Here is a 26,220-nt window from a genome sequence, read left to right as displayed (position 1 = left end):
ATGGTCGCGGGGTAGATCGGCGCGGAGGTGCGCTGTGATCGGCCTGATCCTCGACTCTACCGTGCGACTGAGCGACTCTGACCGCGAAGTAATCACCGAGGCGTTCGCCGGGCGGGTGCGCACAGTGGACCTCACGGTCACGGTTGACGATGACGAGTTCCGGGATTCGCAGCTGGAACCGTCTGAACTGTGCTCGCGTATGCGCGGCGGAAGCACGGCGCGGACATCCATGCCCGCCGTCGAAGACTTCGCCGTTGAGATTCGCGAACTGCTGGACGACGGAGCCGACGGGGTCATCATCATCACGCTGTCGGCAGAAATGTCCGGCACCTATAAGGCCGCGGCTGCCGCGGCCGCGCAGGTTGCGCAGGAACGGGGTCTTCCGGCTGACAGCGGTGCTGGTGCTGAGGGTGTTCGGCCAGGCGAGGCCGTGGGCATCCGGGTGATCGACTCGCGCACCGCCAGCGCCGGCTCCGTCGGCATCGCCCACTGGGCGGCCGCATATGCGCACTTGGGATTGGCAGCTTGCGGCGATGCCGCGGAAAAAGCCGCCGCACAGTACAGCGCAACCTACTTTGTGCCCGAAACACTCGAGTACCTGCACAGGGGAGGAAGAATCGGCGGCGCGGCGGCTTTGTTCGGACGCGCACTGAAGATCGTGCCCGTCTTGCAGGTCGACGAAGGCCGCGTCGAACCGGCAGCCAGGGTCCGCACCACCGCAAAGGCCGCACGTCGCGCAGTCGACGAGGCCGTGGCCGCCGTGGACGCGATGCGGACGCTTGACGGGGCGGAAAACTTGCGGGTGCAGGCGACCGTTATGCACCCCGAAGCCACAGACGGTGAAGCCAGCACGCTGTTTCGCGCCATTCTTGAGGCCGCACAGGCTCAATGGGATGACGTGGACACGGCGGTTCTGTCGACTGTTGTGACAGCCCATGTGGGTCCAGGTGCTGCCGGCGTGGAAGTGCGACTGGTTCCCTAAACAGCTCCTGCAACTTCAGGCGGGCACTTCTGTGTCTGCCGCTGTGGATGGTTTCGCACTGTCCACAGGCACCCTCCGCTGGGCTTGGCGACGGGGTTGAATGCGGTGCATGAAACGCTCACCAGAAGACAGACTGGGTGCCCTGCGGGAAAACTCGGCGCAGGGCTGGCAGCCCGACGACGACGTCGATGACATCGCCGACCTGCTGCCCAAAAGCCGCCCGCTCCCGCGGCGGATGGTTATTGTGTCGCTTATGATCATCGTCCTCATCGCCCTCTGTGTTTTCGGTTTCCTCAGGACACGCGGAACCAGCCAGCCTGAGGCAGCGCAGATCACTGCGCAGCCGACCGAAAAGGCAAGCGTGCAGGTGCACGTCGCAGGGGCTGTGAAGAAGCCGGGTGTTGTCACCCTCGACGGACAAGCACGGGTGGTTGATGCTCTCGACGCCGCCGGAGGGACGAAGAAGAACGCTGATCTCACCCAGGTGAATCTCGCCAGGGTCGTCAAAGACGGTGAACAGATCGTTGTACCGGAAATCGCTGACGATGCCGGTGCAAACGCACCGCAGACGGCACAGGGCACAGCCGGAGGCGGCACCGGTTCCGCGGCCGGCGGCACAGCGGCGGGTGCGGGCCAGAAGATCAACATCAATTCCGCCTCGGCAGCTGAACTTGAGAATCTGCCCGGTATCGGGCCGGTTACGGCCGCGGCGATCGTGGCGTACCGCGAGGAGAAAGGGCCTTTTGCCTCGGTGGATGCGCTGACAGAGGTGTCAGGTATCGGGGAGGCCACCCTTGAGAAGATCAAGCCGAACGCCACCGTCTGAGCATCTTTTTCGATATGCGCTGAAATTTCCCGTCACGCTCCGCCTGGTGGCAACGGCTGCGGCCGTGTGGGTGTGTGCTGCTCTTCCCGGCCGTGATTGGACGATCCTGCTGGGCTCTGGATCTTTCGCTGTCATGGCCGTTGGCCTGTGGGTGTGGACTGCGCGGTCATCCGGCGGCGTGCAGAAGACAGCGCTCGTAGCGGTGACGTGTGTTGTCGTTGGGATGGCCGCAGTGTGTGTCAGCACGGTGCGCATGCTCGGCACACCAGACGAAGGTGACCTGTCGGGGCAGGTCAAGATCGTCAGTGATCCTGTGCAGAGCGCTTCGGGGCGGTGGCGAGCGGCGGCCTCAACGGATGACGGCCCGGTCACCCTGTTGTCACGTGAAGAACTCCCCGAAGCCGGCAGCACAGCCCAGGCGGAACTGTCGCTCAAGCGCACAGGGGCGCAGGCAACCGGTTTCGTCACCGCGCTTGAAGATGTGCGCGAACCGGTTGGCGTGTGGCGCATTCGGCGGGATGTGCGACAGGAGTTCCACGCGGCGGTGTCAGCAGGCAGTGAAGGTGCGGGGTTGGTGCCCGGTCTGGTGGTCGGCAATCGCACCACGGCCGATGACGCGCTGTTGGAGGACATGAAGATCGCCTCGCTGACTCACGTGTCGGCGGTCTCGGGTACGCATTTGGCGATTGTTGCGATGACCGCACTGTGGTTGGCCCGCTGGATCAGCCATCATCCGCTGGCATCGACTGCAGTGGCCGTCGTGATCGTGGCAGGGTTCGTGTTCATTGTGGGTCCGGCTCCTTCGGTCATCCGCGCCGCGGGCATGGGGCTCGTGGGCGCCTACGCCGTTGTGCGCGGAACCGGCAAGCGCAGTCTGGCGCTCATAGCGGCGGCAGTCATCGGGGTACTCATCATCCGACCAGAATTGTCCACATCGATCGGCTTCATCTTGTCGGTGTGCGCTGCTGGGGCGCTGATCGTACTGAGCCAGCCGATGACAACCGCACTGTGTCGGTTCATGCCGTCTTTTGCTGCGAATCTCCTCGCGGTTCCGGTGTGTGCCCAGCTGGGTGTTTTCCCGGTTCTGCTGACAATCGACAGTCAGCCGAACCTGTGGTCGATACCGGCAAACATCGTGGCGGTTCCCGCACTGGGGCCGATTGTCATCGGAGGGCTGGCAGTGCTGGCATCCGGGGGTCTGCACGTACTCACTGGCTGGGCAGTTTTCGGATACTTCGCTGATGGTGTGGGCTGGCTGCTGCAGTGGCCGGCCCAGTGGATTGTCGTGGTCTCACACGTGGCCGCGGCTTTGCCCGGTTCTGTGCTGCCGTGGGCAGCGGGAATCGCGGGTGTCATTCTGGCCGCCCTACTTGGAATTGCCATTGGTGTTGCTGTCCTCGGTTTTCGGAAAACCAGGGTCCGCCGCATCGCTGTGGCTGTCGCTGTCTGTGCGCTGGCAGCCGGGATGGGACTGCCTTTTATTCACCGTCCCGCTGGTGACTGGACGGTCGCATTCTGCGATGTGGGGCAGGGCAGTGCGACGCTGGTTCGGCTCGATTCCGCACACTCCCTGCTGATCGATGCCGGACCGGACGAGGCGAAACTCGCCGACTGCTTGTCTGCTCTGAGAGTGCAGCAGACGAGTGTCATCATCAGCCACTTCGACGCCGACCACTACGCGGGCCTGCGGGCTGCCACGGTAGGCGGACGGACAGTCGAAGCCGTATGGACATCCGCCCCGAGCCTCGCAGACCCCAGAGTAAGCGAAGTGCAGACTCTCACGGGTCACGAGGTGCAGGGGCTTTCAGACGGCATGGCCTTTTCAGCCGGTGAGGTCCGGTGGGAAGTGCTGTGGCCGCCGCCGGCGATGGCCGAACAGACCGACGGACGCAATCAGATCTCAGCTGTCATCAAGGTCGAAACCGCAGGAGTCTCAGTTCTTGTCACAGGCGACGTCGAAGAAGACGGGCAGAGAGCCATGGCGGCTGAGAGCATAGATGCCGACATCCTCACCGCACCCCACCACGGTTCCCGGTTCATAGAACCAGCCTTCTTCACCCAGGTGGGAGCCGCGGCGGGGATCGTGTCCGTCGGAGCTGACAATCGCTATGGCCACCCAACACAACAGGCACTTGATGCTTTCGGCCCTGTGCCGGTGCTGCGCACAGACGAATGCGGCACTGTTGTACTTCGCCGGGACGGACAGCTGACAGGCCTCGGCGGGTGCACAGCAGCCGTGAACCGCTAGGCTGATCCCGTGGCAGCGAAGAAAACCCTCACCCCGTGGCACCGAGCCAAACCGGCTCCCATCGTGCTGATTTCCGGGCCGGAAGCCGTTCTTGCCAGAAAAGCCCAAGACACCGTGTTGGCCAAGGCGAAGAAAACCCACGGGGATGACATCACCCATCTCGACGCCAGTTCGTACCAACCGGGTGAACTCGCACAGGCGGCCGCACCTTCGCTGTTCACCACACGCGGGATTGTGGTGGTCGACAACTGCGCCACCATGAACGACGCCTTCTTAGACGACGCGCTCGCCTACGCGGCTGAACCCTCCGATGACATGGTCGTCATCCTCAAACACTCAGGCGGCAACAGGGGAGCGCGGCTCATCAAGGCGCTCGAAAAAGCAAAGTTTCCCCGCATCGACGCATCGGCCCTGAAGTCAGAAGCCGACAAAAACGCCTTTGCCGAAGGCGAATTCAAACGTGCCGGACGCTCCATTCGACCGGACGCGCTCGCGGCCCTCATGGATGCACTGGGCTCAGATGTTTCCGAGCTCGACCAGGGCATCCGCCAACTGTTGGCAGATACAGAAGGCGAGATCACCCACCAGATCGTTGACCGCTATTACGGCGGACGGGTAGAAGCGACCGGCTTCAAAGTCGCTGATGCGGCGTGTTCCGGCAATACGGGGCAAGCGCTCGCGCTGACCCGTCACGCACTGTCAACGGGAACCGACCCCGTGCCGATTGTTGCAGCGATTGCGCTGAAGCTTCGTCAGCTGGCAAAGGTACAGGGCCTCAGCGGTTCTTCAGGACAGCTGGCGGCCGAACTCAAAATGGCGCCGTGGCAGGTGGATCGGGCACGCCGGCAGGTGCGCCAGTGGAACGAGGCGGAACTCGGCAGGGCGCTTCTCAGTGTGGCTGCCGCTGATGCCGCCGTGAAGGGCGGGGGACGAGACCCCGAGTTTGCCGTCGAAACCCTCGTTCGGGAAGTTGCCCAGTCGGCCCGTCGGCGCTGAAACCAGCCCGGCGCCGCCCCTCCGGAAGCCATACACACATTTTGTCGCTTACCCCCGAACGGTGGCGCTCTCTGCGGCACTGACACTGGGCCTCACGGTCGCCTGTAGCTCTGAGCCGGAAGGAGGCCAGGTGGTTTCGTGCGGGGCGTATGCACAGGATCCTGATGTTGAGGCGTTAATTGATGAGTCAGCTGCAGTCATCGTCGGGGATCTCAGTGAGACCGGTGATAATTCGGTAGAAGCTCAAGTAAAGGACGTTTTCAAGGGCTCGATAAACCCTGGTGACACGATTACTTTCTCGTGGGGCAACGATTGCGGAAGCCCAACGGACTTCCTCACCGCACCCCCGAAGACAATGATGAATTTGTATATTTCCTCGGCAAGCAGGGAGAGTAGTTCACGCTCGTTGACGGCGCTTACGGCATGTTTAATGCATCCGTTGCTCTACTCGGTGAAGTCTCTGCCGCAACTCGCAAGTGAGCACGAGTCTATAAACATTCCGTCCGTATGGCTGATGCGTAGCGCATTGGATCCCACAGGGACGAAGTAGCTAACGATGGATGTCCATTGGGTATACGGTCTCAACAAATCCGCCCCACGGTTCGACCGAACCGTTGACAAATGTGCCTATCCCCGCACCACCTTGACCTCAGGAATCGCCGCCCAAGAGAAGGCCGGCGTTACGGCGCCTCCGTTTCGATAAGACAATCGACGCGAGTATCCCCGCAAGCAGCAGCGGCACCATTGTATCCGCCACGACTTGCCGTGGGAACGGCAGCTCACACGGCGCCCCAACCGCATACACCTGACGTGAGAACGATGATTTGGCGACTGCCGGCCAGGAACACGCAGGCCATGCCGACAACGATCGTCCCAAGCGATTGGTGCACGATGTCGACGATGTCAGCAACTGGTGCTGCGAAGACCGTGAACTCGGCAACCAGGCCGAAACCGATAGAGATGAGGGTGGCGGTCGCGATGGCCGGTGCGGCGTCGGCAAATGCTGATGGCCACCGGCTGCTTAGCAATGACCAGAGTGCATTCGTCGCAACGATCAGGATCAGTGTGCCACTGACCCCTGCGAGGAAGTATGCGGCGTAGTCGAAGCGGCCGGATCCGATGAGATACGCCACTGCCCCCGCTCCTGCAAGTACGCAGACCGCCACAAGGCGGCGGACTACCAGGAACTCATACATTGCGGATCTCGATGGGAATCGAATGCCACCACCAACCGGTTGACGTCTCATATTTCCCATTCGTTTTCAGATAGTCTTCGACATCCTCGCGGGTGCTATGGTCAGCGACCTATATTTCAATGATCGCGCCATCACATCGATCAACCAGAATTGGGTCTGCATCAGCGATCCGAGGGAAGTCGCCGATGACTTGCACTACGGTCGCTGTTGCCGGGACTTACGAACAGGATGCTTTCGACGGAACGTTGTCGTAGACGGCATCTTGGACGAGGAACGAGCGGAGGACAAGAATGGCCGCGATGCCTAACAAAGCGAGAACAGCGCACACCGCTCCCGCCGCGAGAGCGATACGAAAGATCGAACGGCGACGTGTACTGCGCTTCACGAGTGCCTCCCTGTGCCAGTACCCGTCTCTGGACCCGCCCTCGCACGAAAGCCCGAGCCCAATGAAGTACGCATCCTCCGTGACCTGAGTAGAATGGATTAGTGTCGGCACGCCTATCTGTGAGGACCCAAAGTGACCCACCCCGTACCGCTAGACGCCGTGATGACACCACTTGCGGAGCTTTCTGATTCCGATGTAATCATTACAACAGAAGGAGAATTCGCCTGGGTAGCGGCTGTTCTCCATGGCCCCGATGGCACGAGCGTTCATGCATTTCCTGGCGCCGGACCCGGATCCCAGGGAGACGGTTTTAGCACATCTCTACCGGAGTTCAGTCTGCCCCCAGAATCCGTGGTTGTGGCGTCTCCTGGAGTTCCCTCAGACTGTCCAACCATATTGGCACTCCCTCCTGGCAGGATTCAGCAAGCCTTCATACTAGCGGGCGTGAACGCAACGAGGATACGCGTCGAATGGAAGCGCTCCGACGACTTGGACTTCTTAAATCAAGACAGTGCCGTGCATTTTGTACTCGACGATGGAAGACTCTACCATGCCGTTTACGGCACTTTCGTCCCCTCCGGTGCAAATCTGGAAAAAACTAAAATTAGATACAGTAAATCTACCGTAAATAACTATTTGGCCAATAAAGACTGCGCACACTGGCCGCTTCTTGCAATCACTGAACTATCTGAAAACCCCAAGCAAGCATAAGATCCTCCGGGCCATCGCTGGTATCAACAACCCAGGTCGCCTGAAACGCAAAATAGCGATCTTCCGGATTCGCCGCAGCTATGTGGACAGACGAGGTTTCCGACTCCCCTAACACCTGATCGATTGAGCATGACGAAAGGAGATCCGTCGACCCGAACGTGCATGTCTCAACTGTAGGGTCGCCCTGGGGGATTCCGGAACTGTCCACCTCCGCATACCGTGCGACTGTTGCCTCCAGCGGTGCAGAGGGTCCCTGGAGCGACAAATCAACCACTGAAGAATTTTGGTTTTTCGCTTGGCTGAGGTCAGGCCAGGTCACCTTCTTTGGTATAGGTGACGATTCAGGGTAGTCAGAAGTATCAGGCCATGAAGTAGAAACCAGAACAGGTTGAGTTGAACCACCGGGGAGCGATAGCTGGTAATGGGACTGGGCGGCACGCGATCGCTCTACGACCTCGTAACCGTCAGTGTCTTGCTTCTCAACAGTGCCTGCAGGGTTGTTGGAACAGCCGGCTAAGAGGGCGACTATCGACGAAAGAACTATTAAGCGGAGTCTATTTTCCACCCTTGACGCATGTCTCCTTCTTGGGCGTCTGATTATAGTAGCTCACCGCGAACGTCTTCTTGCCGACCTTTGAGTAGAATCGGCCAGTCGCGCGGTAGACATACTTCGAATTTTTCTTGCATTTTGTGTTGAGATTAACCTGGTGGTACTTCTTGGCCCCCGATCGCTTGCCGCTCTTGAGATGCTCTTGGCCAAACCACCGGAGGCGGTAGAGCTTTCCTTCGACGCTATGCGCGGATGGAGTAACCTTGCACCTACCGATTACATGCGTGTTGATCGTGTAAGTCACTCCCTTGCTTCTGGAAATATGAGGGTAGTCGATGTCTCCCTGGCATCCGGTCTTCGAGGGCGGACGCTTTGCGAAGGGCTGCGTGGCAACTGAGGCGTCGGCATATGCGGCCGTTCGCTTGGGCCCGTCAGGCGGTGGATCGCTATGTGCCGTTTCTGCCGAGGCGGGTGATGCTGAGAAGGTTGTCACCAGCGCTATGGAGCAGGCGATTGCTACAATGCACTTCTTCATGTCGATCCTTACTGACGGGGAGGAGGGGGCTGAGGTGGAGCGTCGAAACCAATCAGATAGTGAAGATGCCTTCGGGTGCCTCGCACGAAAGTATGAAGTGGGTTAAGCGACAAAATGTGTGTACAGGATAGGCCGCTTTCCCACTAGTCGGTAGGGCAGAAGGACTCTGCACACGCTTTGAAAGCATGTGGTGTGAGTGGTGCTTCTAATAATCCGCGTCGTGGTGTATGTGAATCCAAGCTGGTGAAGAACGGTAAGACCAGCGCGGGGCGCATCCGGTGGCGATGCAAATCCTGCGGAGCTTCAGCCACGCAGTCTCGCGGGTTGTCACGCGGACGCATCAGCTGCGCATCTTCTTGTCCTGGCTGCTCGATGGCTACCGCAAAACAGATCTAGCGCCAACATCCCGCACCTTTGAACGTTCCACCGCTTGGTGCTGGAACGTCGAGCCTCGCCTGGTGCCTACCGGTGAAGTCCGCGACCAAATCATGCTCGATGGCACGTACTTCAACGGCTGGTGCGTACTCATCGCCCACACCGGCCGGTATGTCGTTGATTGGCAGTGGTGTGACCGGGAAAGGACCGCTTCCTGGAGTGCGTTCATCGAACGCATCCCCGCCCCTGTGGCTGCGGTTGTCGACGGCAACGGGCCACTGTTGAGCACGATCAAGAAACTATGGCCTGAGACCCGAATCCAGCGGTGTCACTTCCACATCCAGCAAGCCGCCCGTAAGCATTCAACACGCCAGCCCAGACGGGAGGCGAACACAGAACTCCAAGCCATCTACAAGGCGCGCAGACGGGTGCGGTCCCTGGATGCAGCCGCAGTCTGGCAAGGCCAGTTCATCGAATGGGAAGCACGCTGGAGTGACTTCCTGAAAGAACGCACCTACGCCGCTCCTGTCGTATCTAGGTCTTCTTATGAGAAAGCCGATCAGACGTGGTGGCGCACCCGCCTGCGCACCCGCCGAGCTGTCAAACTCCTCCACACGCTGCTGAAAGTAGACCAGCTCTTCACCTGGCTGAAACTCGCCGATGACGGCTACCACATCGCTCGGACGACACCCCCCCTAGAAGGAGGGCCGAATGCCGCCATCAAAGGACTCCTGCGCGCCCACCGCGGACTCAGCCCCAACCACGCGATCCGAGCTGTCAATTGGGTGCTCTACCACCGAACCGAGAAACCCCAAGACCCCTGGAGCTTCGTCACCCCTGAAACATGGAAACCAACCAGAACACCCGCGCCACGGCAGACAAGCCTGAAACCCGAAACCGACTCCCTCTACGGCACATCCTTCAGCATCGAAGACGGCAACGGAGTCCAAAAAGGCTGGGCCGGACGCACCTTCTAAACCAATGACCTACAGCAACACGCCGAGCCCATACACACATTTTGAGCATTAACCCCATTTTGTCGCTTAACCCTAAAACAGCACGAAAAAGGGAACGAACCACGTGGTTCGTCCCCTTTTGTCGGCTTTATCAGGCCTTGAGCGCGTTCACAGCCTTAGCCAGGCGCGACTTGCGGTTTGCTGCGTTCTTCTTGTGCAGCACACCCTTGCTCACTGCCTTGTCGATCTTGCGCGAGGCAACCTGCAGGGCTGCCTGTGCTTCGTCAGCGTTGCCAGCTTCGATAGCTGCGCGGACGTTGCGGATGTGACCGCGAACTTCGCTACGCACAGCGCGGTTGCGCAGGCGAGCTTTTTCGTTGGTCTTGTTCCGCTTGATCTGGGACTTGATATTTGCCACTTCAACACTCTTCTGTCGAATTCAATAGGTCGTGAGGGCTTCCCGATAATCGATGCGCCCTCAGCGGGGAAAGCGTCCGGCGCCTGAATATCAGGAGTACATCCGCCCGACCATGGTGAGACACACACCTTGGCGGACATACGGCCAAAAGCTTAGCGGTTTGCAGGTCCGAACGCTAATTCTTGCGGGGCGTTCGCGCGGTTGTCTTCACCACACGCGGGGCTTCTTCTCAGCCCCACAGCGCTGCTGTCAGCCCTGCCCGCCGTTGTCTATGTTCTCCACGATCTTCGAATACAGCGTCATGGGCATGATGGAACCCTCGCGTCGCACAGCGTTGGGGGCAATGCGGATGACCCGATCCAGACGGATTTCCGACGGTCGGTTTTTAGAATCCCAATCGCCGGAGCCGATGTTGATCCACGGTGTTCCGTCGTTCTGCCGGATTTCGCCGACATTGCCGGGCACGTGGTCTTGTGAGGTGAGCATGAGCCCCAGCAGCCACGAACCGTCGTGGCCAACAAGCAGCACAGGCCTGTCTTTGCCCTTCGTGGAGTCCTCTTCGTAGGGAACCCACGCCCACACGACTTCGCCGGGGTCCGGATTGCCGTCAAGGTCGGGGGAGTAGACGGGGCGGACCGTGCCGGTGAAGTCACCGGGATAGCCACCAGAAGGACGCTTGGGGAAGCCCTGTTTGATCGGCTGCTTCTCCGCTCGCCTGGCGATCGAGAAGTCGTCGCGTTTCTTCTGGCCGCCACCGCGTTTCTGCGGGCTTGTCTTCTGCCTTTCGGCCCGCCCAGGTGAGGTGTCGGGACCGCGGTGAGTTCCACCTCGTGAGTCTGACGAGGTGGAGGTCCCGCCTCCCAGGAGGAGGTCGGCTGCCAGCCGACCCACCTGTTCTTGGTCGATGCTGCGGCTGAGCGCGTTGATTCCTGCGCGCAGCCCCCTGCGGATGAGGCGCTGTGAGAAGTTGGAGTTCGCCATGTGTCAACGATAAGCGCTGAACAGGCGTATGAGACAATGAGGAGCTGTTTGAGACCCACAAAGGAGCGTTCATGCCTCAGGTGAGCGATACTGCTGCCCAGCGGATTCAGGTGGCGTCCACCGACCCTGCGAATATCCGCAACTTCTGCATCATCGCCCACATCGACCACGGTAAGTCGACTCTTGCCGACCGTATGCTGCAGATGACCGGGGTGGTGCAGCCGCGTGAAATGCGCGCCCAGTACCTCGACCGGATGGACATCGAGCGCGAGCGCGGCATCACGATCAAATCGCAGGCGGTGCGCATGCCGTGGATGACGGATGACGGCGAACCGTTTGCGCTCAACATGATCGACACCCCCGGCCACGTGGACTTCTCCTACGAGGTTTCGCGTTCGCTGGCCGCATGCGAAGGTGCGCTGCTGCTGGTTGATTCGGCGCAGGGCATTGAAGCCCAGACGCTGGCGAACCTCTACATGGCCATGGAGCACGATCTGACGATTGTTCCCGTGCTCAACAAGATCGACCTGCCGGCGGCGAACCCGGACAAGTACGCAGAAGAGCTTGCCAACCTCATCGGTGTTGAGCCCGAAGACTGCCTGCGCGTGTCCGGTAAGACAGGTGAAGGGGTGGAGGATGTTCTCGACCGGATTGTCAGCGACATTCCCGCACCTGAGGGCAATAAGGACGCCCCGGCGCGTGCCATGATCTTCGACTCCGTGTATGACACCTATCGCGGTGTTGTCACGTACGTTCGCGTGGTCGACGGAAAGTTGGGTCCGCGCGAAAAGATCCAGATGTTCTCCACTGGTTCGACGCACGAAACCCTGGAGATCGGTGTGTCCTCGCCGGAGCCCAAACCGTCGAAGGGTCTGGGAGTTGGTGAGGTCGGCTACCTCATCACGGGTGTCAAAGACGTGCGCCAGTCGAAGGTCGGTGACACGATCACAACCGCCGCTGACCCTGCTGAAGAGGCGCTCGAGGGCTATCAGGAGCCCAAGCCGATGGTGTTCTCCGGTCTGTTCCCGATTGACGGTTCGGACTACCCGGTGCTGCGTGATGCGCTGGAGAAGCTGCAGCTCAACGATGCTGCGTTGACCTTTGAGCCTGAAACGTCTGCGGCTTTGGGCTTCGGTTTCCGCTGCGGCTACCTGGGGCTGCTGCACTTGGAGATTGTGCGCGACCGTCTGGAACGCGAATACGATCTTTCGCTCATTTCGACCGCCCCGTCTGTTGTGTACCAAGTGACGATGGAAGACGGTACCGAGTACACGGTGACCAACCCCAGCGAATACCCGGAAGGCAAGATCAAGGAAGTCCGCGAGCCGGTGGTCGCGGCAACGATCCTCACCCCGTCGGATTTCGTTGGTCCGGTCATGGAGCTGTGTCAGAGCAAGCGCGGCCAGATGAACGGCATGGACTATCTGTCGGAAGACCGTGTGGAGCTGCGCTACCGCATGCCGCTGGCTGAAATCGTGTTTGACTTCTTCGACCAGCTGAAGTCCCGCACCCGCGGCTACGCCTCTCTTGACTACCAAGATGACGGCGATCAGGCCGCCAACCTCGTCAAGGTCGACATTCTGCTGCACGGTGATCACGTGGATGCGTTCTCTGCGATTGTCCACCGTGATGATGCCTACCACTACGGCGTGAAGATGGCTGGGAAGCTCAAGGAGCTCATTCCCAGGCAGCAGTTCGAAGTTCCCGTGCAGGCAGCTATCGGTTCGCGCATTATTGCGCGCGAGACGATTCGCGCGATCCGCAAGGACGTTCTTTCTAAGTGCTACGGCGGTGACATCAGCCGTAAGCGCAAGCTGCTTGAGAAGCAGAAGGAAGGCAAGAAGCGCATGAAGATGGTCGGAACCGTTGAGGTTCCGCAGGAAGCGTTCATTGCCGCACTGTCGTCGGATGCTGCCGGCGGCGGGAAGAACTGACGGAAGAGCTGATCGGTGCCGGCACAGCCTGACGGCAACGTTCCTCCGCTTGACGGTTCTCTGCCTGCCTCCGCGCAGGCTGGGGCCGAGGCGCGCACACTCAGTGCCTATATTCACGTGCCCTATTGCCGGGTGCGCTGCGGCTACTGCGATTTCAACACCTATACGGCCGAGGAACTCGGTCCGGGTGCCAATCGTTCCGATTGGGCGGGGAATCTAGCTCACGAGGTGGAGCTCGCCTCCCGCGTTCTTGCTGGCTTTCCGGCCAGGCCGGTGGGCACCGTGTTCTTCGGCGGCGGGACGCCGACTCTTCTGCCGGCCGCTGATTTGGCCTTCGCGCTTGAACGTGTGCGGGACGCTTTCGGACTGGCGGCTGACGCTGAGGTAACGACTGAGGCGAACCCGGACACTCTGAGCCCGGAGTATGTGGCCAAGTTGGCGCAGGCTGGTTTTACGCGGGTTTCCATGGGCATGCAGTCGGCGGTTCCGCACGTGTTGGCAACACTGGATCGCACGCACAATCCAGAGCAGGTCCCCAAAGCTGTTCAGTGGGTTAAGGACGCCGGTATGCAGGTGTCAGTTGACCTCATCTACGGCACACCGGGAGAGTCGGCCGAGGACTGGCAGCGTTCTGTTGACGCAGCTGTTGCGATGGAACCGGACCACATTTCGGCGTATTCGCTCATTGTCGAACCGGGCACCAAGATGGGTGCGCAGGTTCGCCGCGGTGAGCTTCCCATGCCGGACGAGGACGATCTGGCGGACAAATACGCGGCTGCTGACGCTGCTTTCTCTACCGCCGGGCTGCACTGGTACGAGGTGAGCAACTGGGCGCGCAGCGCTGACCACGAGTGCCGCCACAACAATGCCTACTGGACGGGCCAGGACTGGTGGGGCTTCGGTGCTGGCGCGCACTCACATATTGGGGGAGTGCGCTTCTGGAATGCCAAGCACCCACGCGCGTGGGCTGATCGGCTGGGCCAGGGGCAGTCACCGGCCATTGGCCGCGAAGTTCTCGATGCGGATACTCGCAGGCTGGAAGACCTCATGCTGCGGGCAAGGATCCGCGGCGGTATGCGTCTGTCCGAACTGCCTGCGGGTACTGAACTTTTGCTGGAGCAGTTTGCCAAGCAGGGGCTTGTAGAACCTGATGAGGAATGGGTAGCGCTGACATTGCGCGGTCGGCTCATGGCGGATTTCATCGTCCGCGAGCTGTCGGAGTACCTGTAGTTACAGCGGAAGGTGAGCGGCGCCTCGTACCCATGACACAGTGCGCAGACCCAGGAGTACAGTGAGTACTAAAAGGGGCCGTAGCTCAGTTGGGAGAGCGTCTCGTTCGCATCGAGAAGGTCAGGGGTTCGATTCCCCTCGGCTCCACTTTGTGAAGCCCCGGGGGACATCGTTCACTCGATGTCCCCCCGGGACGCCCGCTTAGCCGTCTTCCGAAAGCGTGAACGAAAGCCAGTCCGCGATTTCGTCTCTCAGCTGCTCATCAGTCGGCAGAGGGCCAAAGAGCATCAGCTTCAGGGTCTCGACCCAATAGGTCAGTCTGCTGTCCGCCGCGACGTATGCACCCGAAGAGTACCCGCTGGGGAACTCTTCACTCGGGCACGTCAGCCAATGCACGTGCTGTGTCCGCGGGGTAGCTACCACGCGAAAACGGTGGCCGTCGACCTCAAGGTAGGTGGTTTGGCGTCTGCGCAGCTTCATGCATCTCGTTGTATCACAGGTGTCCAAAACGCGATAGATTCCAGTTCTGGCTTTGATGCGGCGCAAAACGCACGAAGAAATCAGCACCCGGAACCAAGCCGCGAAAGGAAACTCGCGTTGATACCGATCCTCCGCCGACTGCGCACTTCCGATGTGACCGCTGTTTTGGACGCATTCTTGTCCGCCCCGGATATGGTCCGGCAAGGCGATGTGACATCCCTTGCGGATGCTGAGCGCTATGTCGGCAAACTGTGCGAAGCTTCTTCGCCCCACCGGCCGTGGGCAGTCTGCGACAGCGAGTCTCTTGTCGGTGTGGTCTGTGTGACCGTCGACGAAGAGAACCGTTCTGGCTGGTTCTGGTACTGGATGACTGCACGGGCCCGCGGCCGAGGCTGGACAAGCAGGGCAGCAGCCACCGAGGCAGATTGGGCACTCGACCACGAAGGCTTGGAACGGCTTGAACTCGGCCACCGGGTGAACAACCCTGCATCCGGACATGTGGCGCGATCCGCTGGCTTCATCAAAGAGGGCACCGAGCGAGCAAAGTTCCTCATTGACGGCCAGCGGATCGACGTTGACACCTACGGGAGGCTGACGACCGACCCGCACCCGACATACGACAGCATCCCTATGCGGATTGAATAATGACGGCTGTGAACCTGTGCCTTCAACACAGCAGTGCGAGTGGGACAACGGCCACACCGTCCGGTCTTCGGTAAGCATCTGTGCCCGTTGTGACCACGACCTTGTCCGCCAAGCGCGGACCGATGTGATCGCCCAACCAATGCAGGTGGCGAACGTCCCTGTCCGTGGGTGTTGGCTTCAACTTCACTTCGAAGGCAACGACCCTGCCGTCGTACCGTTCAAGAATCAGGTCGATCTCCTGTGCTCCGCCTTGTGTGCGCAGATGTGAGACCTTCGCCTCGGAAGCCTGTCCAGCCGCGCGAACAGTGAGAGTGACCAGCGATTCGAAGAGCTGGCCAAACAGCTCCCACGAGCCGGGCTCGCCGGAGGTAAGGATGTTCGGCGTAAGACCGAGCAGAGCGGCCGCAATGCCGGGATCAAATATCTGATGCTTCGGGGCAGCAGTGAGCTTTTTGAATGGGGAGGGGTTGGGGAACCATGCCGGTACCGGATCCAACAGCCATAGTTTGCTGAGGATGTCGCGGTAACCCAGAGCCGAATCTTTGGAGATTTTGGCAGCGTCACCCGGAGAGGCGGCGTTCAGAATTTTGGTGTACGAGGTGGTGGTTGAGGATGCCGCTGCGTATGCCGCCCACCATGCACGCAGCGATTCTGGTTTGCGCACCAGGAGTCCCTGCTCTGGAACGTCGCGGTCGATAACGCGCTGAACATAGGCGTCGATGAGCTGGCGACGAAGCCGGGCTGGCTGTCGGCAGACGCCCGGCAGTCCGGTAGCGGACAGTGCTTCAGCATAGTCTGTCAGCGAATAGTCTGTGTGGCCGGAGATTGTGGCTGTGCCTGTGAAGAGCTCAGCGATTTTGACCGTTGGTGAGGTGTCAGCGCGCTCAGACAGGGCGAGTGGTCGCATCCGTAGGCTGATCACACGTCCGGCGCCTGAGTGCGTATCGACGCCCTGCTTGGGTGTGGCGCTTCCGGTCAGCAGGTAGCGCGTGGTTACCTGCTTGTCTACATTCCTCCTCACCGCATCCCAAACTTGAGGCAAGTGCTGCCATTCATCGATGCACAGTGTGTCTTCGGCAACCAATAGGGCGTCCATGTCAGCTCGAAGGAGCTCCCGTTCGCTGTCACGGTCGAGGAAGTATGTTCGATTCGCTCGCCTTGTGGCCGTCTCGGACTTGCCCACTGCTTTTGGTCCGTCGATGGCGATGGCAGATGCCCCCGTCAGCTCGTCCAATTCAAGGTCGATGTAGCGCGGGAGATACGAGGGGCTGTCAGTCGGGTAGTCGATGGCCATAGTCTGAACAATAGCAGGCTAACCGCCGATTTATCGAGGAGATAACCGCCAACTTATCGCCTCGTTACCAGGCAGTTTATCGGACTGTTAGCCGCTAATTTATCGGCCCGGTGCCTGAACAGACACCTCAACAGCTCCCGTCACTGTGCTCCGACGAGGTGCGGGTAGTGCTTCTCGGTCACATTGGGGTGGCTGCGCAGGCGGGAAGCGAAGGCATTGTCGCCGTAGACGGTGTGCAGGACATCGAGTTCGTCGACCGAAACCCCGCGCGCCTTCGAGGCAAGCTCCGGCGGGAGAGTCACTGCCGGCAGCTGCGCGCTCAGTGCCGGGTTGTAGAAGAACGGCACCGAGATCCTGTCTTCACCGGGCTTGGTCGGCAGCACACGGTGGAGCGTCGCCTTGAGGTAGCCGTCGGTTGCGACTTCCAACAGCTTGCCGATGTTGACGATGAAGGTGTTCTCAATCGGATCAGCATCGATCCACCCGTCGGCTGTTAGCACCTGCAGTCCCGAAGTTCCCGGCTGCGGGTACAGCAGCGTGAGAGTGCCGGAGTCACGGTGTTCGCCCACGCCCTGCGTGACGGAATCATCAACGGCAGCCGGGTAGCGGATGATCTTGATGAACGATTCGGGCTCATTCGCAAATGCGGGTGCGAAGTGATCAGCCGGCTGGCCCAGGCTCAGCGCCCATTCGCTCAGCAGCTTGTCGCCGACCTCCGACAGCTGCTTAAACCAGCTGTCGGTAATGGTTTTGAGCTCCGGGAGTGACTCCGGGTACTGATTGGGGCCGCGTAGGTTGTCGTAATCGTGTTCCGGTTCGGCAATCGCGGGCCGGTCAGCACCGATGTCGATCTGTTCGCGCCAGTCGACAACACCTCGCGTGTGTTCGCCGCCGGTGCGGGTGTATCCGCGGAAGTGCTTGGAGTGAGTGTTCTCAATTGCGAGTTTCTCTTCTTCCGGCAGGTCGAAGAACTTCTGCGAGACTTCGAGAATCTGTGCGAAATCCTCAGCGGGAATTCCGTGACCTGTCAGGTAGAAGAACCCGATTTCGTGTGTCACCCGGCGCAGCTCTTCGCGGAACTGCTCGGCGGTTGCCGGGTCGTCGGCCAGGCTGAGATCAAGGATGGGCAGCTGTTTCGCGGTCATGGGCGCCTCTGCATTCTTCGCTCGGGTGAATGAACAACGCCGAAGCTAGACACGTACGAGGCGCCCACGGGGTTCCGCTGTCACGGCCGGAAAGGTTCCGTCATCTTGGGCTGGTTTCTTTGACGTTCTGTTACAGACGATGACTGAAACGGCAGGCTGACTCCAGCCTCAACTTCGGAGCCTGCGCTCAGAGCCCGCCGAAGGAAACCCCCGGCTCGGGGTGAGAAGTCACGAGGTGCGCAATCTGGGGGAGTGCTCCGTCCTCGCGGATAAAAGTGCACAGCACTAGGGCGGCATCATCGAGCCCGGCCTCCTCACTGTTGCGGCCCTTCTTGGTGGGAAGCCCGTAGATGAGCGGTTCACTGCCAGTGAGCACTTCCGGCTGATAGCAGCGCTCACCCTTGTACAGCGCTTGCGCGCTCAGCGCTGGGTCACCGGACTTCTGCACGACGGCGCATCCCCATTCCTCCAGTCCCGCTAGTGCTGAACGGACCTGCTCGAAAGAGCCGATCGCAGCGGGGTTCTCTCCATCGATGAGCAGCTCCCACCCATCGGGCGCCTGCGCTGTGAAATCAAAATCCATTGCGGGTACCGGGTGAGCGTCAGGGGAATCGCCAAGCGGAGCCGCCGCCGGCTCGCTGTGCTTCTTCTTGAAAATGGAGAACACCGTGACCTCTCTGTCGTCAGACAGCCAGTTTTACATCGACCGCGCGTCTGAACAGCCGGTTCGGTCGGGCTCCCAGGCCCCCTTCACGGGGAGTTCACCACGATGTCACTCACGAGGTGCCGACGGCACCCTTTCCGAGCCCGGTTTGCCGGGTGCTCGTCTGGATTCTCCCAACATCATCGTCGCAGGTCAGGAGGCCGTTGAGTGGTTACGCGATATTCATCTGCGAGTGATCTGAGTGACGCTTCGCCCTTTTACGGTTTCAGAGCACCCACACATTGTTTTCCCAGGAAGGCTTTGATGCGCTCTCCAGCTGCTGAGCACACCGACACTGCCCATCTCGGCTCTCTGAAGCACCAAACGATCCGCGCTCGCATTTTTGCGCTGCTTGCGGTCTTTGCGCTTCTCACACCGGGGCTGACCGCACTCGAAACATGGCAGGCCGCACCTGCTGCCGCAGAGGTCACCGACGAACAGCTGTCCAGGGGCGGCGTACTGCGGACCTCGGAAACCCAGCCGGTTGCTCCCGGCCTGGACCTGACCACTTTTTCCCGCCTCGAACAGCCCGGCTGGAACGAAGGCAGCGTTCTCACCGCTGATCTGAGCGAGTCGACACTTTCAACTGACCTGCGCGACACCGGGACGGTAACGGGACGCGCACCGCTGGACGATGTGATGCACCAGGGTCCGCGTGGAAAAGAAGCTGTTGCAGCAGTCAACGGCACGTTCTTCGACATCAACCACTCTGACGCCCCGATCTACACATCGGTCAGCAGCGACGGCCTGCGCGCAGGAAATTCGAAGCCTCAGCCGTCCCTGACGATCGCCCAGAGCCGTGCAGCAGTCCAGCAGCTTTCCGCAACGGGCACCGCAACACTGCCCGAAGGCAAAAAGCACGAACTCGCCGGCATGAACACCCCGCAGCTGGCAGCGGACGGAATCGGCGTCTACACCTCGGCGTGGGGTGACTACACCCTCGACCGCCCGGTGGGAGCGCCGGACAAGAAGGCTAGGAAGATCGCCGCGGCCGTTATCGAAGACGGCACCGTCACGGAAACCACCGACATTGTCGACAGCTTCGGCAAGCGCCGCGTGGCCGATGGCACCCAGGTGCTCATCGGCCGTGAAGCAGGCGCCGAGACCATCGCCCAGCTGGAAGAGGGCGACAAGGTTGAAATCGAAGTGGGACCGTCTGAAGACGTCGACCTCGGCATCGCAGGATCACACCAGATTCTCACCAACGGCACAGTGCCGAAGATGACCGACAGCCTGGCAACGGGCACCCACCCGCGCACCGCCGTCGGCATCAGCAAAGATGGAACCGAACTGTACGTCATGGTACTCGACGGCCGCTCAAACAAGTCACGCGGTATGAACCTCACCGAAATCGGTGAGCTGCTGCGTGACATGGGTGCGCACAACGCGCTCAACCTCGACGGCGGTGGATCGTCCGCCATGTCCGCCCGCGTAGCAGGTGATGACGGTCCCAAGATCTGGAACACCCCCTCGGATGGACAGGTGCGCGAGGTGCCCAACGCCCTCGTCTTCTACTCCTCCGCAAAGTCCGACGACACCTCGGGCGTTCAGCTGAGCCTCGGTCTGAAAGGCGAGGACGCGGTGTTCCCAGGGCTCACCCGCACCGTGAAGGGCACGGGACTGTCCTCCAACCTCTCCCCGGCTGAAGCCGCAGGAAAGTTCAGCGCAGACGCGCCCCTGAAGGTCGCCGCGACTGACAAGAACACAGCCCGCATCACTGGTGAAGAACGCGGAACCGGCACGGTCACCTACAGCGCGGGCGACAAGAGCGACGAAACGAAGCTGCGGGTGCTCGGCAAAGCCATCGCCCTGCGCGCCTCGGAGAAGTCACTCAGCCTGCCAGACGCTGACGCCAGCGCGAAGATCACCCTCACCGGTCTCGATGCTGACGGCCAGCGGGCGCGCATCGAAACCTCCGACGTCAAGGTCAGCACCACCGGGGGGAGTAGAAGTCGAAGACGACGGACTGGGCACCTGGACCGTTAAGGCGACAGGCGAAACACCCACGGGCAAGATCACCTTCACCGTCGGCGACCTCAGCACCACTGTGACAGTCGCCTACGGAACCAAGGACACTGCCGTGTGGGACTTCTCGGACCCCGAGAACTTCGAAACCGCGAATGCACGCGCGTCCGGCGAGATCGCCAAAGCAGAAGGCCGGGACGGCAAGCCTGCCATCGGCATGAAGTACGACTTCACCACCTCGGCAGCCACCCGCGGCTTCTACCTGGGCTCGAAGGAAACCGAACCTGTCGACGGCACAGCCATCGGCTTCAGCCTCGACGTGAAAAGTGACGGCACAGGCGCGTGGCCCCGCCTGCAGGTGACCGACGCCAATGGCACAGTCGCCAACCTCGACGGGGACCACCTCGAAGAAGAAGGCTGGCAGAAGGTCAGGTTCGCCGTCCCGGACGGCCTGGCACAGCCACTGACAGTCGACCGCATCCGCATCATGGAAACCCGACCGGAAGCCCAGTACAAGGGCGACATCGCGGTCTCCAACCTCCAGGTGACAACAGTGCCGACTGCGGAAGGCGAAAAGGACTCCGCAATCCACGACCCGGCACTGCTTGCCCACGGGACCACAGCAGACCGCCCCCAGCGGATCGCCGTGATGAGTGATGCGCAGTTCATCGCCAAACAGCCTGATTCTGCAGCCGTTGAAGGCGCCCGCCGCACTTTGCGTGAAATCCGCAAAGCTAAGCCTGACCTGCTCATCATCGACGGTGACTTCGTGGACGAAGGGTCGAAGGAGGACTTCGACCTGGCGAAGAAGATCCTCGACGAAGAGTGGGATAAGAACATTCCGCACGTCTACGTACCCGGCAACCACGAAATCATGGGCAGCAAAGACATCGGCGTGTTCGAAAAGGAGATCGGCCCGGCAACAACTTCGCAGGACCTCGATGGCACCCGCGTGATCACACTCAACACCGCTGGCGGTTCGCTGCGCAGCGGCGGAATCGACCAGATCGAAAAGCTTGAAAAGCAGCTGGACGAAGTCGCGGCTGATGACAAGCTGACGGGTGTCACGGTGTTCTTCCACCACCCGCCGAACGATCCGCTGCCCACCAAGAGCAGCCAGCTGTCGGATCAGCGCGAAGCACGCGCTTTTGAGAAGCTTATGGCCGATTTCAAGCGATCCTCGGGTAAGTCGGCTGCGGTCATCAACGGTCACGTCGGTGCTTTCCACGGTTCGGCTGTTGAGAGCGTGACCTATCTGATCAACGGAAACTCGGGTAAGAACCCGGCGGGAACACCGGAAACCGGCGGCTTCACCGGCTGGACGATGCTCGGTATCGATCCGGTCAAGGGCACGGTCGGAAAGGACCCGTCACCTCAGGACCGTGTGAACTGGCTGGCGGCTGAAACCCGCCCCTGGGTTGACGAGGTGTCGCTCGAGGCCGCCGGTGTTGTTCCGCTCGGTGAGAGCAGCTCGGCTACCGCATCGTTTACGCAGGACGGTCGTACCGTTCCGGTGGCGTGGCCTGTTACCGCTCAGTGGGGCGGCGACGGCGTGCAGGTTGTCGACGGCAACCAGCAGTTCGAGCGAGCGGCAGCTCAGGACGCTGTCATTCGATTCAACCCGTCGACCGGCGAGATCACAGCGCTTCGCCCGGGAACGGCAAAGCTGAGCGTGACCGTCAATGGCCGGACTGCGACCCAGAAGGTGACAGTTCCTGCAGCTGATAACGAACAGCCGGAGCCGGAAACGCCGGAGAACCCTGACGAAGGTGAAGAACCGGGTGAATCAGAGCCGGGCGGCTCTGACTCAGACGGTTCGGAAGGTGACGAACCGGGTGACGCCGGCGATGGTCAGTCGGGTGGCGGCACCTCGGAAGACTCGACCGGCAGCGACACCGCAGAAGACAGCGGTTCCGGCAGCGGCACCTCGGCAGAGGGCGCGTCAGCTGGTTCGGGTGCTCAGTCTGGTGCACTTCCGCGTACGGGAACCGAAGCGGCCGCACTGTTGGTGCTTGCCCTGGCGGGCATCGGCACGGGCAGTGTGCTGCTGATGGGAACGAGGCGCAAAGCTAAGCACTGACGCGTATGCCGATAGGCGCCTGGACTACTGATGGTGGGGCGGTCACCTGCAAGGGTGACCGCCCCGTCATTATTGCGGGCGCGAGCCTTCCTTGTAGGCCGAATCGTTCTCAACATGTCATGTCAGTGGCGGCTGGCATGGTGAAGGCAGCTCAGAGAGGAGTATCCGTGAACGAAGTAGGCGGAATGTTGCTTGCCCTAATTAAGGATTTGAAGATCGGCCGGGACTCGGTTTACCAATGGCTTGGATGCGTCGCTGGCATTTTGATGATCGTCGCGTCCATTCGTGATCAGCGCCCCAACGAGGTTCTCTCTGGGGTGTTCAGGGGCATTGGTGCCCACAGCATCGGGGAGTGGTTCGAAACAAGCCTCCCACCAGTTCTTACGCAGCCAAACTCTTCGGCGAATCATCTTTTTATTGGGATTGCATTCCTCGCCGTTGTCTCCATGCTTGCAATGCCCTTCTTCAGCGCGCAAAAGAACGAGTGGCACCTCGACTTTCAGGCTTCAGGGCTGCTTGGCGCTCGGGCACCGAGCACAGCTTGGATATCCCTGATGTTTGCCGCACAGTTCGGATCTTTGCAATGGGCGTACGGCTGGTTGTATTCCCTCTCTTGGGTCCTAGGCGCAGTTATCGTGGTCCTCGCGGTCATTCTGCTCGTCACTTACCTGGCTATCTGCAAACTGCAAATACAGGATCTGTTTGTGCCAGTGGTAGGTACCCTTTTGCGATGTGGAGCCCAGGCTGGAGTTGTTGTTACGGCCACGGCTTTCGCTTTGATTCTCGTAGTTGCCGGTCCTCTGCTTGGCTTCGCGCTATGGCTGTTCTCTACCGTGTCTGAAGCTCACTATGAGGCCCAATGCAGAATCGCCCAGAAGCGCTCGGAACGCAAAGTTGCCTCTGGCGCCAAGCCGATTCGCAGAACGGCATAACTTTTGTGCGGATATGACTCGGAGCCGAACCGCGCCTACACTGAACGTGTTCAGTGAACATGTTCAGGGAGGTTTAGATGGCTGGTGTTCGCTCTTCGGCGCGCAATGAAACTCGCCGCGCCGTGTTAGACGCAGCGGATCGTCTGTTCCATGAACGGGGGTTCCAGGTGACAACTGTGCGCGGCATAGCCCAGGAAGCGGGAGTGAGTGCCGGAACGGTCATGTCTGTCGGTGACAAAGAGGCTCTGCTCGTGGAGCTCTTCGACGGTCTCATTGCGGAACGTCAAGCCCATGCTGATGCGCAGAACTATGCCGCGGAGGTGCGCTGCGGCGCAGACGCAGTCGCCGTGGTCGAGCCATTCGCGGCGCTGTTCGACGAACGTCGTGGCCTCGCGCAGGTCTATGCCTCAATTCTCGTCAGCGGACGACACACATCCGTGGTCTTCACGGACCTCGCACAGAGATTGACCACAGTGTTCCAGCAGGCCATAGCTGCCTGTGGGTGCTCAAATGCGACCAAAGTGCGCAGACGCGCCAAAGCGCTTCACGCTGCCTACATCGGCAACCTGTTCATCTGGGCTGCAACACCTGAGATCTCCAAACAACGGTTCTTGGCTCAGCTGAGCGATATCTTCGCGGCAATATGCCCGCATACAGGAGGCGACTCATGACCCTGATTCCAACGTTCTGGATGCTGCCGGCGTTTCTGGCCGCTGTTCTCCTCGGGGATGTAGCCCTGTCCATCAAGCCAGTCCGCTTCATTCGCGACTGTCTTCACAGCGTTAACTTCCCCGAGAACTGGTGGTGGTCCTTGCTCGTGATCAAGATGCTCGCAGTCGGTGGACTCATTGCGGGAATATGGGTGCCTGGACTGGCTTTCTCGGCTAACGCCGGGGTCATTGCCTATTTTCTCTGCGCGGCTGTGGGGCACATACGAGCAAAAGCGACAGGCTCTGCCTTTTGGATCAACTGTTTGGGGATGCTAGTGCTGTCTTGCGTCACTATGGGGTTGAGCTTCCTGTAGTCAGGCTCTTCCAGCCTCGCCGCCCCAAGGCGAACAAAACAGGCTGCCCTGCTGCATTGGGGGTGCTCAGTGTTCTTCTGGGATGGCGGAATACACCGCGAGGTCGCGGACCTCGCCGCGAAGCACTTCGCCGTTGCGGCGGATGCCCTCGAATGTGAACCCCGCTTTCTCAGCAACCTTGCGTGACGCTGCATTGTCGGGGTGGACGCAGATTTCAACCCGCTGTGCGCCGCGCGCAAAGGCGAAATCTGTCACAATCCGCACAGCAGCTGTCATGAGTCCCTGTTCGCGTGCCCACGGGGCAGACATGTAGCCCAACGACACGTAATGGGCAGTATGGACGCGCATATCAATCTGGCCTGAGTATCGGCCAGGGTGTTCTGCTGTTGGGGAGGTGATGACCCACGAGGGTTCCGGTGGGTTCGCGCACCAGTCAAGCGCCATGTCACGGGTGTAGTGCTGGGGGACCTGCGTCCATTCCAGCACCGAGGCGTCCGTGCAGGTGGCCACAAGGTCGTCTGCGTCCTCCGGCCGGTACGGGCGGAGAGTCACAGTGCCGTCAGCCAGTTCACCGGAATTGAGGAAAGGGTTTTCGCTGTGCGCCATCAGTGCCTGCCGACTGTCACGAAGTCAATGAGCTCTTCGACTCGACCTGACAGGGTCCAATCGACATCCGCGATGGACTTCACTGAACCCAGAATCCGCTGCCAGGCTCGTGCCGTGTCGGTGTGGTCGGCGTGCGGCCAGCCGATCCGGCGCAGAACACCCAGCTTCCAGTCTTCTCCGCGTGGCACCTCTGGCCATTCGGAAATCCCAACAACCGACGGCTTCACGGCCTGCCAAACGTCGACGTACGGGTGACCCGTGACTCGCACGTGCTCAGCCCACGGCTGCCTTGCGACTTCGCTGACGATCCGCGTTTCCTTCGTGCCCTCGATTAGGTGGTCGGCAAGTACCCCAACCCGGTGCTCGGCATCCGGCTGGAACTCGACGAGCGCCTCCATGAGGTCATCCAGGCCGCCCAACGGTTCCACAACAACCCCCTCGACCCGCAGGTCGTCACCCCAGATCTTCTCGACCAGCTCCGCATCGTGCTTTCCCTCAACCCAGATGCGGCTGCCCCGGGCGACTCGCGCCTTGGTCTGCACGGTGCGACTTCCCGAGGCGGTGCGTCCGGGCTGTTTCTGTGCAGCCGGCCGCGGACGTGTGAGCTCCACGGACTTGCCCTCCAGCAGGTAGCCGAAGCCCAGGGGGAACGCCTGCGTGCGACCGTGCCGGTCTTCGAGGTGGATGAGGAAACCGCCGTTGGTCTTCTCAAGCTTGACGATCGCTCCGACGTAGCCGGTCTCAACCTCTTCAACGACCATTCCGCGTTTGACCTCAACCTGCTGGGTCTTGGGTCGTTGGTGAGTGCGGCCAGAAGAGAGGACATCGCGTCCATAGCGGTCAGACATGATGACCACGGTACCCGCGTGCCGGCGCCACTGGCCGCATTGTCGTGCGTAGTGTTGCTCGCAAGGCCGACATCCGCAGGCGCGGTGGGGTTTGTATAGATGTGCGCGCATCACTAGAATTGGCACTCTAAGACTGAGAGTGCCAAGAGGGTCGGCTGACAAACGCCGTCCGGTT

At 60.6% G+C, this 26,220-nt stretch carries 26 protein-coding genes and 1 tRNA gene; 16 read left to right on the top strand and 11 right to left on the bottom strand.

Features of this window, described 5'->3' with window-relative positions:
• Positions 1-34: 34 nt before the first annotated feature.
• From HMPREF3092_RS01250 to holA, 4 genes are all read left to right on the top strand, one after another.
• Positions 35-982 carry a DegV family protein gene (locus HMPREF3092_RS01250; protein ID WP_070423552.1) on the top strand — a complete coding sequence of 316 codons (948 nt, stop codon included), beginning with the start codon at positions 35-37 and terminating at the stop codon, positions 980-982.
• A gap of 109 nt (positions 983-1,091) precedes the next feature.
• Positions 1,092-1,808 (top strand): ComEA family DNA-binding protein, encoded by a 717-nt coding sequence (locus HMPREF3092_RS01245; protein ID WP_061941152.1) that lies wholly within the window; start codon positions 1,092-1,094, stop codon positions 1,806-1,808.
• 46 nt (positions 1,809-1,854) lie between these two features.
• Positions 1,855-4,056, top strand: a complete 2,202-nt coding sequence (locus HMPREF3092_RS01240) for a ComEC/Rec2 family competence protein (protein ID WP_070423551.1) — start codon at positions 1,855-1,857, stop codon at positions 4,054-4,056.
• Between the two features lie 9 nt (positions 4,057-4,065).
• Complete coding sequence (gene holA, locus HMPREF3092_RS01235; RefSeq protein WP_070423550.1) at positions 4,066-5,052, top strand: DNA polymerase III subunit delta; 987 nt, start codon at positions 4,066-4,068, stop codon at positions 5,050-5,052.
• 779 nt (positions 5,053-5,831) lie between these two features.
• On the opposite strand, the gene HMPREF3092_RS01225 is transcribed toward holA, so the two are convergent.
• The gene (locus tag HMPREF3092_RS01225) at positions 5,832-6,185 is read right to left on the bottom strand and encodes a hypothetical protein (RefSeq protein ID WP_019175183.1); all 354 of its coding nucleotides are present in this window, start codon (positions 6,183-6,185) and stop codon (positions 5,832-5,834) included.
• Positions 6,186-6,465: 280 nt separating this feature from the next.
• Positions 6,466-6,633, bottom strand: coding sequence for a hypothetical protein (locus HMPREF3092_RS11275; protein WP_155799786.1), 168 nt, complete (start codon positions 6,631-6,633; stop codon positions 6,466-6,468).
• Positions 6,634-6,765: 132 nt separating this feature from the next.
• Here HMPREF3092_RS11275 and HMPREF3092_RS11150 point away from each other — a divergent pair, with 132 nt between their 5' ends.
• Positions 6,766-7,344 carry a hypothetical protein gene (locus HMPREF3092_RS11150; protein WP_141737918.1) on the top strand — a complete coding sequence of 193 codons (579 nt, stop codon included), beginning with the start codon at positions 6,766-6,768 and terminating at the stop codon, positions 7,342-7,344.
• A gap of 554 nt (positions 7,345-7,898) precedes the next feature.
• On the opposite strand, the gene HMPREF3092_RS11145 is transcribed toward HMPREF3092_RS11150, so the two are convergent.
• Positions 7,899-8,429, bottom strand: coding sequence for a hypothetical protein (locus tag HMPREF3092_RS11145; protein WP_141737917.1), 531 nt, complete (start codon positions 8,427-8,429; stop codon positions 7,899-7,901).
• A 284-nt stretch (positions 8,430-8,713) separates the two neighbouring features.
• Between HMPREF3092_RS11145 and HMPREF3092_RS01205 the strand changes: the two genes are divergently transcribed.
• Entirely contained in the window at positions 8,714-9,781 is a 1,068-nt protein-coding gene (locus HMPREF3092_RS01205; protein ID WP_070423546.1) for an IS1249 family transposase, read from the top strand.
• Between the two features lie 130 nt (positions 9,782-9,911).
• Here HMPREF3092_RS01205 and rpsT read toward each other — a convergent pair whose 3' ends face one another.
• Together rpsT and HMPREF3092_RS01195 are read right to left on the bottom strand one after the other, a co-directional pair.
• Positions 9,912-10,178, bottom strand: a complete 267-nt coding sequence (rpsT, locus tag HMPREF3092_RS01200; protein WP_061941135.1) for a 30S ribosomal protein S20 — start codon at positions 10,176-10,178, stop codon at positions 9,912-9,914.
• Between the two features lie 249 nt (positions 10,179-10,427).
• Positions 10,428-11,159, bottom strand: a complete 732-nt coding sequence (locus HMPREF3092_RS01195) for a type II toxin-antitoxin system PemK/MazF family toxin (protein ID WP_070423545.1) — start codon at positions 11,157-11,159, stop codon at positions 10,428-10,430.
• A gap of 71 nt (positions 11,160-11,230) precedes the next feature.
• Here HMPREF3092_RS01195 and lepA point away from each other — a divergent pair, with 71 nt between their 5' ends.
• From lepA to HMPREF3092_RS01180, 3 genes are all read left to right on the top strand, one after another.
• Complete coding sequence (gene lepA, locus HMPREF3092_RS01190; RefSeq protein ID WP_070423544.1) at positions 11,231-13,093, top strand: translation elongation factor 4; 1,863 nt, start codon at positions 11,231-11,233, stop codon at positions 13,091-13,093.
• Between the two features lie 15 nt (positions 13,094-13,108).
• Entirely contained in the window at positions 13,109-14,323 is a 1,215-nt protein-coding gene (gene hemW, locus HMPREF3092_RS01185) for a radical SAM family heme chaperone HemW (protein ID WP_070423543.1), read from the top strand.
• A gap of 74 nt (positions 14,324-14,397) precedes the next feature.
• Positions 14,398-14,470: transfer RNA gene (locus tag HMPREF3092_RS01180), tRNA-Ala, on the top strand.
• Positions 14,471-14,524: 54 nt separating this feature from the next.
• On the opposite strand, the gene HMPREF3092_RS11270 is transcribed toward HMPREF3092_RS01180, so the two are convergent.
• On the bottom strand, positions 14,525-14,803 hold the full coding sequence (locus HMPREF3092_RS11270) for a hypothetical protein (RefSeq protein ID WP_070423542.1): 279 nt from the start codon (positions 14,801-14,803) through the stop codon (positions 14,525-14,527).
• A gap of 117 nt (positions 14,804-14,920) precedes the next feature.
• On the opposite strand from HMPREF3092_RS11270, the gene HMPREF3092_RS01170 reads away from it, so the two are divergent.
• The gene (locus HMPREF3092_RS01170) at positions 14,921-15,448 is read left to right on the top strand and encodes a GNAT family N-acetyltransferase (RefSeq protein WP_070423541.1); all 528 of its coding nucleotides are present in this window, start codon (positions 14,921-14,923) and stop codon (positions 15,446-15,448) included.
• Positions 15,449-15,470: 22 nt separating this feature from the next.
• Here HMPREF3092_RS01170 and HMPREF3092_RS01165 read toward each other — a convergent pair whose 3' ends face one another.
• The 3 genes from HMPREF3092_RS01165 to HMPREF3092_RS01155 form a co-directional block, all read right to left on the bottom strand.
• A complete protein-coding gene (locus HMPREF3092_RS01165; protein WP_061943109.1) occupies positions 15,471-16,742 on the bottom strand; it encodes an ATP-binding protein in 1,272 nt (423 codons plus the stop codon).
• A gap of 140 nt (positions 16,743-16,882) precedes the next feature.
• Positions 16,883-17,887, bottom strand: coding sequence for an isopenicillin N synthase family dioxygenase (locus HMPREF3092_RS01160; RefSeq protein WP_070423540.1), 1,005 nt, complete (start codon positions 17,885-17,887; stop codon positions 16,883-16,885).
• A 187-nt stretch (positions 17,888-18,074) separates the two neighbouring features.
• Entirely contained in the window at positions 18,075-18,554 is a 480-nt protein-coding gene (locus tag HMPREF3092_RS01155; protein ID WP_070423539.1) for a hypothetical protein, read from the bottom strand.
• A 1-nt stretch (position 18,555) separates the two neighbouring features.
• Here HMPREF3092_RS01155 and HMPREF3092_RS11140 point away from each other — a divergent pair, with 1 nt between their 5' ends.
• The 6 genes from HMPREF3092_RS11140 (at position 18,556) to HMPREF3092_RS01135 (ending at position 24,591) form a co-directional block, all read left to right on the top strand.
• Positions 18,556-18,792, top strand: coding sequence for a hypothetical protein (locus HMPREF3092_RS11140; RefSeq protein WP_141737915.1), 237 nt, complete (start codon positions 18,556-18,558; stop codon positions 18,790-18,792).
• Between the two features lie 62 nt (positions 18,793-18,854).
• Positions 18,855-20,576: a phosphodiester glycosidase family protein gene (locus tag HMPREF3092_RS11470; RefSeq protein WP_256174348.1), complete on the top strand. Its 1,722-nt coding sequence runs from the start codon at positions 18,855-18,857 to the stop codon at positions 20,574-20,576.
• Positions 20,473-22,635 (top strand): metallophosphoesterase, encoded by a 2,163-nt coding sequence (locus tag HMPREF3092_RS11465; RefSeq protein ID WP_256174347.1) that lies wholly within the window; start codon positions 20,473-20,475, stop codon positions 22,633-22,635. The genes HMPREF3092_RS11470 and HMPREF3092_RS11465 overlap by 104 nt, the downstream gene beginning before the upstream one ends.
• A 167-nt stretch (positions 22,636-22,802) precedes the next feature.
• Entirely contained in the window at positions 22,803-23,567 is a 765-nt protein-coding gene (locus HMPREF3092_RS01145) for a hypothetical protein (RefSeq protein ID WP_070423538.1), read from the top strand.
• 77 nt (positions 23,568-23,644) lie between these two features.
• Positions 23,645-24,238 carry a TetR/AcrR family transcriptional regulator gene (locus tag HMPREF3092_RS01140; protein ID WP_061943099.1) on the top strand — a complete coding sequence of 198 codons (594 nt, stop codon included), beginning with the start codon at positions 23,645-23,647 and terminating at the stop codon, positions 24,236-24,238.
• Positions 24,235-24,591, top strand: a complete 357-nt coding sequence (locus HMPREF3092_RS01135) for a DoxX family protein (protein ID WP_061943097.1) — start codon at positions 24,235-24,237, stop codon at positions 24,589-24,591. Before HMPREF3092_RS01140 ends, HMPREF3092_RS01135 begins: the two co-directional genes overlap by 4 nt.
• A 66-nt stretch (positions 24,592-24,657) precedes the next feature.
• Here HMPREF3092_RS01135 and HMPREF3092_RS01130 read toward each other — a convergent pair whose 3' ends face one another.
• Complete coding sequence (locus HMPREF3092_RS01130) at positions 24,658-25,197, bottom strand: GNAT family N-acetyltransferase (RefSeq protein ID WP_070423537.1); 540 nt, start codon at positions 25,195-25,197, stop codon at positions 24,658-24,660.
• Positions 25,197-26,045 carry a DUF3097 domain-containing protein gene (locus tag HMPREF3092_RS01125; RefSeq protein WP_070423577.1) on the bottom strand — a complete coding sequence of 283 codons (849 nt, stop codon included), beginning with the start codon at positions 26,043-26,045 and terminating at the stop codon, positions 25,197-25,199. Before HMPREF3092_RS01125 ends, HMPREF3092_RS01130 begins: the two co-directional genes overlap by 1 nt.
• Between the last annotated feature and the right edge of the window lie 175 nt (positions 26,046-26,220).

Origin of the sequence: Brevibacterium sp. HMSC24B04, assembly GCF_001806835.1 — a bacterium.
GTDB classification, from domain to species: domain Bacteria; phylum Actinomycetota; class Actinomycetes; order Actinomycetales; family Brevibacteriaceae; genus Brevibacterium; species Brevibacterium ravenspurgense.
The sequence above is the reverse complement of the archived record's forward strand: the minus strand, read 5'-3'. Positions and strand labels throughout refer to the sequence as shown.

Excerpts from the sequence above, each read along its gene's own strand:
- HMPREF3092_RS01245 (WP_061941152.1), top strand. The coding sequence starts at position 1,092 with ATGAAACGCTCACCAGAAGACAGACTGGGTGCCCTGCGGGAAAACTCG.
- HMPREF3092_RS11145 (WP_141737917.1), bottom strand. The coding sequence starts at position 8,429 with ATGAAGAAGTGCATTGTAGCAATCGCCTGCTCCATAGCGCTGGTGACA.
- HMPREF3092_RS01205 (WP_070423546.1), top strand. The coding sequence starts at position 8,714 with ATGCAAATCCTGCGGAGCTTCAGCCACGCAGTCTCGCGGGTTGTCACG.
- HMPREF3092_RS01195 (WP_070423545.1), bottom strand. The coding sequence starts at position 11,159 with ATGGCGAACTCCAACTTCTCACAGCGCCTCATCCGCAGGGGGCTGCGC.
- lepA (WP_070423544.1), top strand. The coding sequence starts at position 11,231 with ATGCCTCAGGTGAGCGATACTGCTGCCCAGCGGATTCAGGTGGCGTCC.
- HMPREF3092_RS11270 (WP_070423542.1), bottom strand. The coding sequence starts at position 14,803 with ATGAAGCTGCGCAGACGCCAAACCACCTACCTTGAGGTCGACGGCCAC.
- HMPREF3092_RS01165 (WP_061943109.1), bottom strand. The coding sequence starts at position 16,742 with ATGGCCATCGACTACCCGACTGACAGCCCCTCGTATCTCCCGCGCTAC.
- HMPREF3092_RS01160 (WP_070423540.1), bottom strand. The coding sequence starts at position 17,887 with ATGACCGCGAAACAGCTGCCCATCCTTGATCTCAGCCTGGCCGACGAC.
- HMPREF3092_RS11470 (WP_256174348.1), top strand. The coding sequence starts at position 18,855 with ATGCGCTCTCCAGCTGCTGAGCACACCGACACTGCCCATCTCGGCTCT.
- HMPREF3092_RS11465 (WP_256174347.1), top strand. The coding sequence starts at position 20,473 with ATGCTGACGGCCAGCGGGCGCGCATCGAAACCTCCGACGTCAAGGTCA.
- HMPREF3092_RS01140 (WP_061943099.1), top strand. The coding sequence starts at position 23,645 with ATGGCTGGTGTTCGCTCTTCGGCGCGCAATGAAACTCGCCGCGCCGTG.
- HMPREF3092_RS01135 (WP_061943097.1), top strand. The coding sequence starts at position 24,235 with ATGACCCTGATTCCAACGTTCTGGATGCTGCCGGCGTTTCTGGCCGCT.
- HMPREF3092_RS01130 (WP_070423537.1), bottom strand. The coding sequence starts at position 25,197 with ATGGCGCACAGCGAAAACCCTTTCCTCAATTCCGGTGAACTGGCTGAC.
- HMPREF3092_RS01125 (WP_070423577.1), bottom strand. The coding sequence starts at position 26,045 with ATGTCTGACCGCTATGGACGCGATGTCCTCTCTTCTGGCCGCACTCAC.